This is a genomic window from Saccharopolyspora indica, from assembly GCF_027853965.1.
GTDB classification, from domain to species: Bacteria; Actinomycetota; Actinomycetes; order Mycobacteriales; family Pseudonocardiaceae; genus Saccharopolyspora; species Saccharopolyspora indica.
Genome location: NZ_JAQGLB010000007.1, coordinates 148,460 through 160,602, shown reverse-complemented (window position 1 = coordinate 160,602; position 12,143 = coordinate 148,460). Strand labels below are relative to the sequence as shown.

The 12,143-nt window shown below is 71.7% G+C and carries 14 protein-coding genes, 2 tRNA genes and 1 other RNA gene; 12 read left to right on the top strand and 5 right to left on the bottom strand.

What is annotated here, in order from left to right; all coding sequences use genetic code 11:
* Positions 1-53: 53 nt before the first annotated feature.
* Together OU416_RS17800 and OU416_RS17795 are read right to left on the bottom strand one after the other, a co-directional pair.
* On the bottom strand, positions 54-1,238 hold the full coding sequence (locus OU416_RS17800) for a cytochrome P450 (RefSeq protein ID WP_270928105.1): 1,185 nt from the start codon (positions 1,236-1,238) through the stop codon (positions 54-56).
* Positions 1,239-1,273: 35 nt separating this feature from the next.
* Positions 1,274-1,963 (bottom strand): TetR/AcrR family transcriptional regulator, encoded by a 690-nt coding sequence (locus tag OU416_RS17795; RefSeq protein WP_270928104.1) that lies wholly within the window; start codon positions 1,961-1,963, stop codon positions 1,274-1,276.
* A 205-nt stretch (positions 1,964-2,168) separates the two neighbouring features.
* On the opposite strand from OU416_RS17795, the gene OU416_RS17790 reads away from it, so the two are divergent.
* A complete protein-coding gene (locus OU416_RS17790; protein ID WP_270928103.1) occupies positions 2,169-2,351 on the top strand; it encodes an antitoxin in 183 nt (60 codons plus the stop codon).
* Between the two features lie 279 nt (positions 2,352-2,630).
* On the opposite strand, the gene OU416_RS17785 is transcribed toward OU416_RS17790, so the two are convergent.
* The gene (locus OU416_RS17785; protein WP_270928102.1) at positions 2,631-3,602 is read right to left on the bottom strand and encodes a prephenate dehydrogenase; all 972 of its coding nucleotides are present in this window, start codon (positions 3,600-3,602) and stop codon (positions 2,631-2,633) included.
* Positions 3,603-3,725: 123 nt separating this feature from the next.
* Here OU416_RS17785 and OU416_RS17780 point away from each other — a divergent pair, with 123 nt between their 5' ends.
* From OU416_RS17780 to OU416_RS17760, 5 genes are all read left to right on the top strand, one after another.
* On the top strand, positions 3,726-4,214 hold the full coding sequence (locus OU416_RS17780) for a tRNA adenosine deaminase-associated protein (RefSeq protein ID WP_270928101.1): 489 nt from the start codon (positions 3,726-3,728) through the stop codon (positions 4,212-4,214).
* The gene (locus tag OU416_RS17775) at positions 4,211-4,699 is read left to right on the top strand and encodes a nucleoside deaminase (RefSeq protein ID WP_270928100.1); all 489 of its coding nucleotides are present in this window, start codon (positions 4,211-4,213) and stop codon (positions 4,697-4,699) included. The genes OU416_RS17780 and OU416_RS17775 overlap by 4 nt, the downstream gene beginning before the upstream one ends.
* Positions 4,700-4,768: 69 nt before the next feature.
* Positions 4,769-4,984, top strand: coding sequence for a CsbD family protein (locus tag OU416_RS17770; RefSeq protein ID WP_270928099.1), 216 nt, complete (start codon positions 4,769-4,771; stop codon positions 4,982-4,984).
* Positions 4,985-5,098: 114 nt separating this feature from the next.
* Complete coding sequence (locus OU416_RS17765) at positions 5,099-5,656, top strand: RNA polymerase sigma factor (RefSeq protein WP_270928098.1); 558 nt, start codon at positions 5,099-5,101, stop codon at positions 5,654-5,656.
* A gap of 44 nt (positions 5,657-5,700) precedes the next feature.
* Positions 5,701-5,786: transfer RNA gene (locus OU416_RS17760), tRNA-Ser, on the top strand.
* A 41-nt stretch (positions 5,787-5,827) separates the two neighbouring features.
* Here the strand turns inward: OU416_RS17760 and OU416_RS17755 are convergent.
* Positions 5,828-6,157, bottom strand: a complete 330-nt coding sequence (locus tag OU416_RS17755) for a hypothetical protein (protein ID WP_270928097.1) — start codon at positions 6,155-6,157, stop codon at positions 5,828-5,830.
* A gap of 149 nt (positions 6,158-6,306) precedes the next feature.
* Between OU416_RS17755 and OU416_RS17750 the strand changes: the two genes are divergently transcribed.
* Entirely contained in the window at positions 6,307-8,097 is a 1,791-nt protein-coding gene (locus tag OU416_RS17750) for an endonuclease/exonuclease/phosphatase family protein (protein ID WP_270928096.1), read from the top strand.
* 100 nt (positions 8,098-8,197) lie between these two features.
* On the opposite strand, the gene OU416_RS17745 is transcribed toward OU416_RS17750, so the two are convergent.
* Positions 8,198-8,283, bottom strand: a tRNA-Ser gene (locus OU416_RS17745).
* Between the two features lie 121 nt (positions 8,284-8,404).
* Here OU416_RS17745 and OU416_RS17740 point away from each other — a divergent pair.
* The 5 genes from OU416_RS17740 to OU416_RS17720 all read left to right on the top strand — a co-directional run bounded on the left by OU416_RS17740 (position 8,405) and on the right by OU416_RS17720 (position 12,141).
* Complete coding sequence (locus OU416_RS17740; RefSeq protein WP_270928095.1) at positions 8,405-8,869, top strand: hypothetical protein; 465 nt, start codon at positions 8,405-8,407, stop codon at positions 8,867-8,869.
* On the top strand, positions 8,866-9,144 hold the full coding sequence (locus tag OU416_RS17735) for a winged helix-turn-helix domain-containing protein (protein WP_270928094.1): 279 nt from the start codon (positions 8,866-8,868) through the stop codon (positions 9,142-9,144). The genes OU416_RS17740 and OU416_RS17735 overlap by 4 nt, the downstream gene beginning before the upstream one ends.
* Positions 9,145-9,265: 121 nt before the next feature.
* Entirely contained in the window at positions 9,266-9,634 is a 369-nt protein-coding gene (locus tag OU416_RS17730) for a hypothetical protein (protein ID WP_270928093.1), read from the top strand.
* Positions 9,635-9,709: 75 nt separating this feature from the next.
* Positions 9,710-9,804, top strand: an RNA gene (gene ffs, locus OU416_RS17725) — signal recognition particle sRNA small type.
* 51 nt (positions 9,805-9,855) lie between these two features.
* On the top strand, positions 9,856-12,141 hold the full coding sequence (locus OU416_RS17720; protein WP_270928092.1) for a DNA polymerase III subunit gamma and tau: 2,286 nt from the start codon (positions 9,856-9,858) through the stop codon (positions 12,139-12,141).
* Positions 12,142-12,143 lie beyond the last annotated feature (2 nt).

The following is a 12,143-nucleotide window of genomic DNA, read 5'->3' as shown; positions in this document are numbered from 1 at the left end:
GAGCGGACGGTCCCCGGTCCGCCCGCTCCACCGGTGGGTCCCCCGACCCCGTCTCAGAGGAGCAGCGGCAGCCGCTTCACGCCGGTCATCGCCGGGCTCGGGAGGAACTCCGGAGCGTCGGCCGGATCGGTCCGCAGGTTCGGGAAGCGCTCCAGCAGGATGTTCAGCGCCACCCGTCCTTCCAACCGGGCCAGCGGGGCGCCCAGGCAGAAGTGGATGCCGCGGCCGAAGGCGACCTGCGAGTTCGGTTCGCGGGTGATGTCGAAGACGTCCGGGTCGGTGAACTGCCGCGGATCCCGGTTGCCCGCCGCCACCCAGAGCAGCACCAGCTGGTCGGCCGGGATGACCTGCCCGCCCAGCTCGGTCGCGTGGCTGGTCGCCCGCGACACGGCCGCGAACGGGCTGAAGAAGCGCAGCGACTCCTCGATGGCGCTGGGCACCAGCGACCGGTCCGCGCGCAGCTTGGCGAACTGGTCGGGGTGGGCGTCCAGGCACAGCACCGTGTTGCCCAGCAGCATCGTGGTGGTGATGTGCCCGGCGATGAGCAGCACCATCCCGAAGTTGGCCACCTCGGCGTCGGTGAGCCGCACTCCGTCCACCTCGGCCAGGACCAGTTTGGACAGCAGGTCCTCCCGCGGCTGCCTGCGCCGCTCCTGGGCGTGCTCGACCAGGTAGTCGGTCAGCTGCTGGACCTGGTCCATGGCCTTGGCGACGTACTCCTCCTGCTCCTTGGTCTGCTCCTTGAGCGAGAACTGGTCGGAGCTGTCGAACATCGCGTCGACCCACTTCTTGAACAGCCCGCGGTCGCTGCTCGGCACGCCCAGCAGCTCGGCGATCACGATGACCGGCAGCGGGTAGGCGAGGTCGGCGACCAGCTCGGTGCGGTCACCGGGGATCGCGTCGAGCAGCTCGTGGGTGAGCTCGGCGATGCGGGGCTCCAGATCCGCGACGACCTTCGGGGTGAAGGCGTGGCTGACCAGCTTGCGCAGCTTGTGGTGCTCCGGCGGGTCCATCTGCACCAGGTTCCCCTCGGAGAACCTGTCGCCGGTCTCCGGGACCAGGCGCTGGGTGGCGGAGGAGAAGGTGGCGTGGTCGCTCAGCGCCTGCAGGATCTCGGGGTATCCGTAGACGTTCCACATGCCCGCCGCCTCGTCGTGCTCCACCGGCTTCTCCGGGCGAACACCGCGCAGCCAGAACTGCGCCTCGTTTATTCCCCAGGTGTCGGCGAGGGTCGTCATCTGTTGCCCCTTTCCGTGGTGGTCGAGCGGTGGGATCAACCCCGCTCGGTTCCGGGGGCGGCGTATATCCGCTCCCGGTAGGTCTTGGTCAGTTCGTCGAACAGGTCGGCGATCTCGTTCGCGGCCGAGGTCAGCGAAGCGGGATCGGGGTCGCCTTCGGGTTCGAAGGCGTGCCGGACGGTGTGGGCCAGGACGTCGGCCGCCGTCTCGTCGTCGATGTCCGGCGCGTCGTGCGGGATGGAACCGACGGCGTAGAAGCCGGTGTTCGTCGCGTTCATCGCGTAGACCAGGTGCGGGATGTCCTCGCGCACCAGGCCGTGCTTGATGATCAGCGCGTTGTACCGGTCGGAGATCTCCCTCTCCCGGCTGCGCACCGGGGAGTTCGTGAGGTTTCCGAGCAGCTCCTTGTCCGCGGTGGCCAGCGCCCGCAGCAGCGGGTGGCGCTGGGTGATGAGGTACGCGGAGCGCATGAAGCGGTGCGGCTGGATCTCCCGCGGATCGCGGCGCAGGTCCGCTGCCAGTTCGCTGAGCAGCGACATCGCCGCCCGCTGGATGAGCGACTCGAACAGCTGCTCCTTGGTGCGCCAGTGCAGGTAGACGGTGCCCTTCCCGACGCCCGCCTGGCGGGCGACGTCCTCCATGGTCACCTTCCGGTAGCCCAACCGGACCATGAGCTCGCCTGCCGCGTCGAGGATGCGGTCGGCACGTTCGGTGGGCTGCGTCACGGGGCACCTCCGGTGTTCTGACTCCGTGACCGGATTTGAAATCTGGTCATCCGGTCATGAGCGAACGGTAGCGCTCTTCGCCGCGCCCGGGCAAGAACCCCCGAAGGTGTTAACGCGATCCTGACGGGCTGCACGCAGCGCGCACCGGGCTTACGTTCGGCGTGCGTAGCCCGGGGACTTACCCCGTGACCTGGAGGGGAGCACCATGGGACTCGGAGACTTCAAGGACCGGCTGCAGGACCTGGGCCGGGAGCACGGCGACAAGGTCGAGCAGGGGCTGGACGCGGCCGCGGACAAGGCCAAGGAGAAGTTCGGCCACGAGGAGCAGATCGATCAGGCCGTGGCGAAGGGCAAGGAGTTCCTGGGCCAGGAGAAGCCCGAGCGGTAGACACCTGAACATCGCCGCCCGACCCACGCTGCGGCACGGGACCTGGTGAGGGCCGTCCCGGTGCGGCAGTGGTCGGAGCGGATCATGGAGAGGCCGCCCCACGCACAGGGCGGCCTCTCTTCGCGCTTCGAGGTTTTCCAGGCTCGCCCTGCGTGGCGGTGCAAGTGGCGGAACCTCAGACGCCGTCTGGCTGCGGGATCCCGTTTTTATCGTGGGGCGACACGCCGGTGATCCGCAACTTCCGTTGAACTCGTGGACCTGATTTCCATTGAAGTCGCGTCAGGCGGCGGTGGGGATCTCGATCTCGGCGGTGTCGGCGGTGAGCGCGACGACCCGGCCGCCGATCTCGCCGATCTCGCGCAGGCGCTCCGGGGCGGTGGCGTCGAGGCGGACGGTCGTGCTCGTCCGGTCGGAGGTCGCCAGGTCGTCGAGGTAGCGGCGGGCGTCGTACCCGGCATCCACAGTGGACTTCAACCCGCCGGTCGAGGCGAGCGAACCGCGGGCCGCGCCCAGTCGGCCGAGGGCGTCGTCGACCGCGTCGAGCAGGGCGTTGCGGTTGCCCTCCGTCATGGCCCGCACCAGATCGGGCGAGCTTCCCGCGACCCGCGTGCCGTCGCGGAACGAGCCCGCCGCCAGCGACAGCGCGAGCGGTCCGCCGTCGGCGCCGGTGGCCGCGAGCACCGCGGCGAACACGTGCGGCAGGTGCGAGATCCGGGCGACGGCGGAGTCGTGCGCCGCGGCGGAGGTGGGCACCACCTGCGCGCCGCAGTCCAGCGCCAGCTGAGCGGCCTCCCGCCACGCTTCGAGCGAGGTGTCCTCCTCGAGCGTCACCGCCCAGGCGGCACCGGAGAACAGCTCACCGGAACCGGCCGCCCAGCCGGAGCTGGACAGCCCGGCCATCGGGTGCCCACCGGCGTAGCGGGCCTCGGGCAGCACGCTGCGCACCTCGGCCGCGACCGGGTCCTTGACGCTGACCACGTCGGTCAGCCACGCCCGCGGCGCGTGCTCGGCGATCTTCCGCAGCACGCCGCGGACAGCGGTCAGCGGCGTGGCCACGACGATCAGCGCGTCCTCGGCGGCGGCCCGGCGCAGCGCCTCGTCGATCTCGACGGCGTCGAAGCCTCCCGCCCGCGCCGCGGCGGCGTCGTCCTCGGAGGCGGTGCTGCCCCAGGCGGGGCGTCCGGCGGCGGTGGCGGCCCGCAGCACCGAGCCGCCGATGAGTCCCAGTCCGATCACGCACACGGCACGCATTCACCCATCCTGCCCGACCCCGTCCGGTTAAGGCACACCCGGTTGAGCGGCATTCGGTGCTCAGAAGGTTACGAGCGCGCAATAGTGCTTTCGGGTGGCGTTCGCACGCTCTACGGTGTCCCCATGACGGTGCAGGAGCCGGTCTCGGGCTTCGCCGTCGCCGTGGTGCGGGAAGACGGGCGGTGGCGGTGCAGCGCGATGGACAGAACCGCGTTGACCGGCCTGGACGCCTCGATCACGGCGTTGCGCGAGCTGCGTTCCACCGGCGCGGTGTTCGGCATGTGCAATGTGGACGACGAGTTCTTCGTGCTGATCCGGCCGGTGCCCGGCGGGGTTGACCTGCTGCTGTCGGACGCGGCCGCGGCGCTGGACTACGACATCGCCGCCGATGTCCTCGACCTGCTGCGCGTCGAACCGCCCGACGAGGACGACGAGGAGGTCTGGCCGGAGGGCAACCTGGCCGTCCTGTCCGACCTCGGGCTGCCCGAGGGCGAGCTGCTGGTGATCATCGAAGAGGTCGACCTCTACCCCGACGAGCAGCTGGTCATGATCGCCCAGCGCTGCGGCTTCGGGGACGACTTCGAGAAGCTGCTGGAGAAGTTGGAGCAGTGAGCGAGTCCGGTTTCCGCGCCGGTGACGTCGAGCTGGTGCGGGCCGCGCTGCGGGTCGCCGCCGAAGCGCCGTCCACCGGAGATGTCCCGATCGGTGCGGTGGTGGTCGGCCCGGACGGCCGGGTGCTGGCCGCGGCGCACAACCAGCGGGAAGCCCTCCACGACCCCACCGCGCACGCCGAGATCCTCGCGCTGCGCGCCGCGGCCGCCGCGCACGGCGACGGCTGGCGGCTGGAGGGCTGCACGATCGCGGTCACGGTCGAGCCCTGCACGATGTGCGCGGGTGCGCTGGTGCTGGCCAGGGTGGCCAGAGTGGTGTTCGGGGTCTGGGAGCCGCGCACCGGTGCCGTCGGCTCGCTGTGGGACGTGGTGCGCGACCGCCGCCAGAACCACCGGCCCGAGGTGGTCGGCGGCGTGCTGGCCGACGAGTGCGCCGCGCTGCTGGAGCAGTTCTTCACCACCCACCGGAGTGACGCGGACCACTGACCCGTGATGTTGGGCGCGGTCCGGGTACCCGACCGGGTGCACGTGTTCCCCGTAGGAACGGAGTGACCGATGGGTGTGTTCGACAAGGCCAAGCACCAGGCGGAGCAGCTGGCCGGGAAGGCGAAGGAATCCCTCGGCAAGGCCACCGGGAACGACGAGATGAAGCGCTCCGGTCAGCGCGACAAGGTGTCGGGCGAGGCCAAGGAGGCCGGTCAGGACATCAAGGACCGCGCCGCCGGGGCCGTGGACGACGTGAAGGACCGCCTCCGCGACGACGACAAGTAAGGAATATTCCACCGGTTCGGGTGGCCTGTCCGGGCCTCCATCGGGACCGGGTCCTGTGACGATGGGTCCGCTCCGCTTCGCCGGGGCGGACCCATCGCGTTGCAGGGGAGTGACGTGGAGCCGACCGATGCGGTGCTGGCAGAACGCATCGCCGCTGGTGACGACGAGGCGTTCGAACAACTGGTGCACCGCTGCTCGGCTTCGCTGCTGCGCCTGGCGCTGCGGATGCTGGGCGATCGGGCCGACGCCGAGGACGTGGTGCAGGAAGCGTTCGTGACGGTGTGGCGGCGGGCCGGGGAGCTGGTCGAACCGGCCGCGCTGCGGACCTGGCTGTTCCAGGTCGTGCGCCGCCGCTGCCTGATCGTCCTGCGCGCCAGGCGCACCCGCCGCACCGAGCCGGTGTGGTCGGTGCCGGAGCAGCGTTCGATGGCGGGCTGCGCGCCCCTGGCCGACCCGCAGCGAGCGGCCGAAGCGGCCGCCGGCGTGCTGGACCTGCTGCACGCGCTGGCCGCCCTGCCGTCCCCGCAGCGCGAGGTCTGGCTGCTCGCGGAGATCGACGGGCTGTCCTACCAGGAGATCGGCCGGCGCGTCGGCGCAGGTGAGCAAGCGGTGCGCGGCCGCCTGTTCCGGGCCAGGGTCGCCCTGGCGGACGCCCTCCGCGCCTGGCGCTGACCCCGCTGCGGGGTGCGCGAGCCCGAACATGTAGCCTAGTCGGCGGTAGCGTGTCCGAGCGGCCGAAGGAGCGCGCCTCGAAAGCGCGTGTGGTTAACAGCCACCGTGGGTTCGAATCCCACCGCTACCGCTCGCGAAGGGCCGGTCCTCACCGAGGACCGGCCCTTTCTGCTACCAGACGAAGATCGCGAACAGCGCGTAGAGCCCGACCGGCGCCAGGACGAGCGCGGGAATGCCGCGCAGCAGCACCGATTTCGTCGTCCGGCCGCGCAGCGCCACGACCAGCTGGACCGCGGCGACCACCAGGCCCAGGACACCGAGCGCGATCGGGATGCTCATCGCCTCGGCGCAGTCGGAGTTGTCGAAGTCGTCCGTGCACATCGCGGAGAACCCGAGCAGCACCAGGCAGAACAGCGACCAGGGCACCAGCGCCGCGCAGGTGGCGAGGGCTACCAGGATCCGCGCCCCGATCGGCGCGGTGGTGTTCCCGTCGGAGATCACGCCGCCCAGTCCAGCCGACCGCCGCGCGCCGGGGAAGCGTGGAACTACTCAGCGGGCGAGCGCGGCGATGTTCACGTGATCGTGTGTCGCTGGTCGCTTCGGGCGGGTAGCTTCTCGTCGATCATGTCGCTTGGCGAGGGGAAGCCGGAGTGCGCGTCACGTCACTGCTCGTCGCTACCGGGGTGCTGCTGTCGCTGGCACCCGCGGCCGCCGCCGAACCGGTCGTTCGGATCCACGACGTCCAGGGCACCGCGCGGGTGTCCCCGCTCGACGGCCAGCGGGTGACCGGGGTCGCCGGTGTCGTCACCGGCGTCCGCGGTTACGGCTCGGTGCGCGGGTTCTGGTTCCAGGACCCGGAACCCGACGGCGATCCGCGCACCAGCGAGGGCTTGTTCGTCTTCACCGGGAAGGAAACGCCCGCAGTCGCCGTCGGCGATGCCGTGGTGGTCGACGGGAAGGTCACCGAGCACTACCCGACCGCGAGCGGTGAAACGCCGGAGACCACGGCGAACCAGTCGGTGACCGAGCTGGTCGAGGCGAGCTGGCAGATCACCGGCCGGGGAGAGGTGCCCGCCGATGTGGTCGGCCCGGACGCGGTGCCCGGCGAGTTCGCGCCGCTGGAGGGCAACATCGACAAGCGGGAGCTGGAACCGCAGCGCTACGCGCTGGACTACTACGAGTCGCGCGAGGGCATGCTGCTGCGGGTGGACGACGCGCGGGTGGTCGGGCCGACCGACGCGTACCGGGCCCTGTGGATCACCACCAAGCCGGAGCAGAACGCCAACAGCCGCGGCGGCGCCACCTACACCGGCTACGCCGACCCCAACGCCGGGCGTCTCAAGGTCGAGTCGCTGGCCGACGGCGAGTTCCCCGCGGCCAACGTCGGAGACCGCTTGCGCGGCGCCACCGAGGGCCCGTTGGACTACTCCCGCTTCGGCGGCTACGTCCTGGAGGCCACGAGCCTCGGTGAGCACCAGCCCGGCGAGCTGCGGCCCGAATCCACCCGCCCGCAGCGCGAGGACGAGCTGGCGATCGCCACCTACAACGTGGAGAACCTGGCGCCGGACAACGACCAGGTGAAGTTCGACCGGCTCGCGCAGGGCGTCGTCGAGCACCTGGCCGCGCCGGACGTCGTCGCGCTGGAAGAGGTCCAGGACGACAGCGGACCGAACGACAACGGCGTGGTGGCCGCCGACGAGACGCTCCGCCGGTTCACCGACGCGATCGCGGCGGCGGGCGGCCCGCGCTACCTGTGGCGCCAGATCGACCCGCAGAACAACGCCGATGGCGGCCAGCCCGGCGGCAACATCCGGGTGGCGTTCCTCTACAACCCGGCGCGGGTGTCCTTCGTGGACCGGCCCGGTGGTGACGCGACCACGCCGGTGCACCCGGTCGAGCGCGGCGACCGGGTGGGGCTGAGCGCCTCGCCGGGCCGCATCGACCCGGCCGACGACGCCTGGACGGCCAGCCGGAAGCCGCTGGCCGGCGAGTTCGTCTTCCGCGGCCGGACCGTGCTCGTGGTGGCCAACCACTTCAACTCCAAGGGCGGCGACCAGCCGCTGCACGGCCGCTTGCAGCCGCCGGAGCGCGTTTCCGAGCCGCAGCGCGAGAAGCAGGCGCAGGCGGTGCGCGGTTTCGTCGACGAAGCGCTGGCCATCGACGACCAGGCCCACGTGGTGGTCCTCGGCGACCTCAACGACTACGGCTTCGCCCCGGCGGTCCAGCGCCTGACCGAGGGCGGCGCGCTCGTGCCGCTGGCCGACGCCCTGCCCCCGCTGGAGCGCTACTCGTACGTCTACGAGGGCAATTCCCAGCAGCTGGACCACATCCTGGCCACGCCATCGCTGAAGGCCGATTACGACCTGGTGCACATCAACGCGGAGTTCGCCGACCAGGCCAGCGACCACGACCCGCAGATCGCCCGCTTCACCGTCCGCTGACCAGCACCGCGAAGACGCCCCGGCTCCGGCCGGGGCGTTTTTTCGCACCCAGAACGAAGAATGCCCCCGCGAGAAACTCGCGAGGGCATCCGTCTCAGCGCGGAGGATACGGGATTCGAACCCGTGAGGGCTATTAACCCAACACGATTTCCAATCGTGCGCCTTAGGCCGCTCGGCCAATCCTCCGTGCGGAAGCCTAGCAGGCGGCCGCTCACCGCCCGTCGTCGGGTTTGGTGTCGGGGTTGACCACTGCGCGAACGGTTGTAAAGTACTTTCCAGTTGGAAAGTAAACGGAGGGGAGCTGGCGATGGGCGAGGCGGAATCGGCTCTGGGCGAGGTCGAGCGGCAGCGGGCGAAGCTCGCCGGGCAGCTGCGGCTTCCTGCTTGGTACGTGCTGCTCTACGCCGTCGGCGCGGCGGTGCTGCTGGCCGCGCCGCTGCTCTACACGACCGGGTTCGGGGTGGTCGGTGCGATCGGGCAGGCGTTCGGGATCGCCGTGCTGTGCAGCCCGGCGTTCCTGGTGCCGAGGCTGATCGGAGTGCGGCTGCCCGCGCGGACCTCGGCCGCGTACCCGTCGGTCGCGCGGACGGTGCTCCTGCAGGTCGGCGCGCTGATGGTGGGGACGGGCGGCGTGCTGGTGCTGAACCTGAACGGGCTCGGCGCGGCCGCGCTGGCGGTGGCGGTGCTCGGCGGGATCGCGGCCGGTTTCGCGATCCGGAACGTCTACCGGGGCATCGGTCGCGACATCGCGGCGGGGCAGGTGCGACTGTGATCGACCCCGTCATCCACCCGCTGCCCCGGCTCTCGATCTGCGCCTTGCTGACCGGGGCGGACTGGGTGGAGTTCAAGGTGGTCAGGGACTCGACCGAGCTCAGCGACTCGATGCTGTCGAAGCACTCCCGGGCGCTGGAGGACGCCGGCTACCTGGAGATCAGCAAGGGAGCCGTCGGGCGGCGGCCGCGGACCTGGTTCCGCCTCACCGACCAGGGCAAGGCGGCTTACGCCGGGCACGTGGCGGCGCTGCGCCGGATGACCGGCGATCAGTGAGGGCGCCGTCGGCGCAGCCGCCCGCGCCTGGTGAGCGCGGCGTGGGCCGCCGATCCAGCGGCGGGGGACGGATGTGCGCGATCGAGTTACGGGCGGGCGTGCCGGATGCCAGGCTCGCTCCATGTCGATCAACGATTCCCAGGGCGATCCGGCAGCCGGGTTCGGAGCTGTCCTGGGTGAGGCTGCTCGCGCCTACCTCAACGCCCGTCGCTGGCTGTGGATCGGCTTGAGCGCGGTGATCCTCAACCTGGCCGTGTGGCTCACCGTGACGATCTTGCGGATGACGGGGCTGCTGGCGCCGGAGGTGGCCGAGTCCTGGCAGCAGATCAGCTACGCCCTGATCATCCCGCTGGGGATCTTCGCCGCCAGCGCGGGAGGCAGTCTCCACACGGCGGCGGCTTGGCTGCGCAGCGTGCAGCACCGCCTCGCCCCGGGCTCGTACACCAGTTCCCCGGTGGCCGATGCGCGGCGGTTCGCCCACCAGCGCTAGGCGCTGCGGCGGACGACCGGCGATCAGTGATCGAGGCCTCCTCGCGGAGTGCCCGGGGCGTCGGGTTACACTGTCCGTGGACCTCGTGCGACGTCCATCCTGTGAACTCCCCCAGGGCCGGAAGGCAGCAAGGGTAAGCGGGCTCTGGCGGGTGCACGGGGTCCCCTTACTTTTCCCGGGCCGTTCGGGTCCTGTCAGTCGTACCGCGTAGGGTTCTGGTCGTGGCGCTCGCCCTCTACCGCAAGTACCGGCCGGCGACCTTCGCTGAGGTCGTCGGGCAGGAACACGTCACCGAGCCGCTGCGGACCGCGCTGTCCTCCGGCCGGATCAACCACGCCTACCTGTTCTCCGGGCCGCGCGGCTGCGGCAAGACCTCCAGCGCGCGCATCCTCGCGCGGTCGCTGAACTGCGCGCAGGGCCCGACGGCCGACCCGTGCGGCGAGTGCGACTCCTGCGTCTCGCTGGCCCCGGAGGGCGGCGGCAGCGTCGACGTCGTGGAGCTCGACGCGGCCAGCCACGGTGGCGTCGACGACACCCGCGAACTGCGCGACCGGGCCTTCTACGCGCCCGCCCAGTCGCGGTACCGGATCTTCATCATCGACGAGGCCCACATGGTCACCACGCAGGGCTTCAACGCCCTGCTGAAGATCGTCGAAGAGCCGCCGGAACACCTGATCTTCGTCTTCGCCACCACCGAACCGGACAAGGTGCTCACCACCATCCGGTCCCGGACCCACCACTACCCGTTCCGGCTGATGCCGCCCGGCGTGATGCGCGAGCTCGTCGAGCGCATCTGCGCCGACGAAGGCGTGCAGGTGGAGCCCGCGGTGTTCCCGCTGGTCATCCGGGCGGGCGGCGGCTCGGCGCGCGACACGCTGAGCGTGCTCGACCAGCTGCTGGCGGGCGCGACCGACCAGGGCGTCACCTACGAGCGGGCGATCGCGCTGCTCGGCGTCACCGACGTGGCCATGATCGACGACATGGTCGACGCGCTCGCCGGCAACGACGCCGCGGCCGTCTACGCCACCGTCGACCGGCTGGTGGAAGCCGGCCACGACCCGCGCCGCTTCGGCTCCGACCTGCTCGACCGGCTCCGCGACCTGGTGCTGCTCTGCTCGGTGCCGGACGCGGCCGACCGCGGCCTGGTGGAAGCGGCGGGCGACGAGCTGGACCGGATGCGGCGCCAGGCCGACGATCTCGGCCCGGCGACCCTGTCCCGCTTCGCCGAGATCGTCCACACCGGACTGTCCGAGATGCGCGGCGCCACCGCGCCCCGCCTCCTGCTGGAACTCCTCTGCGCCCGGATGATGCTCCCGGCGGTCTCGGACTCGGAAACCGCGCTGCTGCAACGACTTGAGCGCATCGAACGCCGAGGCGTCATCGCGCCGAGCGACGGCGCAGCACCCGCGCCCCAGCCGGAAGCCGCGGCAGCGGTGGACGGCGACTCCCGGCCGCGCCGGGTCTTCCAGCGCCCGCACGAGCGCGCAGCGGCGGAAGCCACCGAGCGCAACGACGCCCAGCCGCGAGGCGCAGCCGCGCCGAGCGCAGCCGCGGAGCAGCGGAGCGCCGCCGGTGGAGCTGTTGCGGCGCAGCCGCAAGGTGAGCAGCCGCGGAGCGGGGCGGCGGAAGGTGCCGTTGCGGCGCAGCCGCAAGGCGCCGGTCGTGCGGAGCAAGGCGCAGCTGCGGAGCAGCGCAGCGTTGCCGCGGCGCAGCCGAGCGCAGCTGCGGAGCAGCGGAGCAGCGCGGAGCCGCCGGGCGGCGGGGCGGCGGGAGCCGCGCCTGCCGCGTTCGACGCGGCGAAGACGCGGCAGGTGTGGAACGACGTGCTGCAGGCCGTCGCGAAGCTGAACCGGCCGACGCAGGCGCTGCTGCTCAACGCCACCGTGCAGGAGATCAGGGTCGACGACGGCGTGGTCGTGCTGTCGATGCCGACGTCCGGGCTGGTCAAGCAGTTCGCCCAGCAGCGGCGGCTGGACTTCGTGCGGCAAGCGCTGGGCCAGATCATCTCCCACCCCGGTGAGTGGGAGATCCAGTGCGTCGAGGCCGGTGCGGCTCCGCCGCCCGCTCCGGCGCGTCCGGCTGCGCCGAAGCAGCCTCTGCAGCGCCGGTCGACCGCGGCCGCCGAGCAGGCGGGCGAGCAGCCGAACGGCCAGGCACCCGGCGGTCGTCCGAGCGCTCAGCCGACGCGTCCGTCGCAGGCCCGCGCGCAGGCGCCCCGGCAGGGCACGGTGCCGCGCCCGCCGGAGCCCGACGACATCCCGCCGCCACCTGAGCCGCCGGACGAGGAGCCCCCGCCGCCGGACTACGTCCCGCCGCCGGAGCCGGTCAAGCCGCCGGAACCGGAGCCCGCGCCGAAGCCGTCGCCCAGCGACGACGAGGAGGACCCGGAGGCGATGCTCGCCGAGTCCTCCCCGTACGACGCCAACACCCCGATCGGCCCGGACCCGGAAGCGGCCGCGGTCGAGCTCTTCGAGCGCGAACTCGGCGCCCGCCGGATCGACAACTGACA

Coding starts and splice junctions, on each gene's coding strand:
- OU416_RS17730 (WP_270928093.1), top strand. CDS start 9,266: ATGTCGATCAACGATTCCCAGGGCGATCCGGCAGCCGGGTTCGGAGCT.
- OU416_RS17780 (WP_270928101.1), top strand. CDS start 3,726: ATGACGGTGCAGGAGCCGGTCTCGGGCTTCGCCGTCGCCGTGGTGCGG.
- OU416_RS17740 (WP_270928095.1), top strand. CDS start 8,405: ATGGGCGAGGCGGAATCGGCTCTGGGCGAGGTCGAGCGGCAGCGGGCG.
- OU416_RS17770 (WP_270928099.1), top strand. CDS start 4,769: ATGGGTGTGTTCGACAAGGCCAAGCACCAGGCGGAGCAGCTGGCCGGG.
- OU416_RS17800 (WP_270928105.1), bottom strand. CDS start 1,238: ATGACGACCCTCGCCGACACCTGGGGAATAAACGAGGCGCAGTTCTGG.
- OU416_RS17790 (WP_270928103.1), top strand. CDS start 2,169: ATGGGACTCGGAGACTTCAAGGACCGGCTGCAGGACCTGGGCCGGGAG.
- OU416_RS17785 (WP_270928102.1), bottom strand. CDS start 3,602: ATGCGTGCCGTGTGCGTGATCGGACTGGGACTCATCGGCGGCTCGGTG.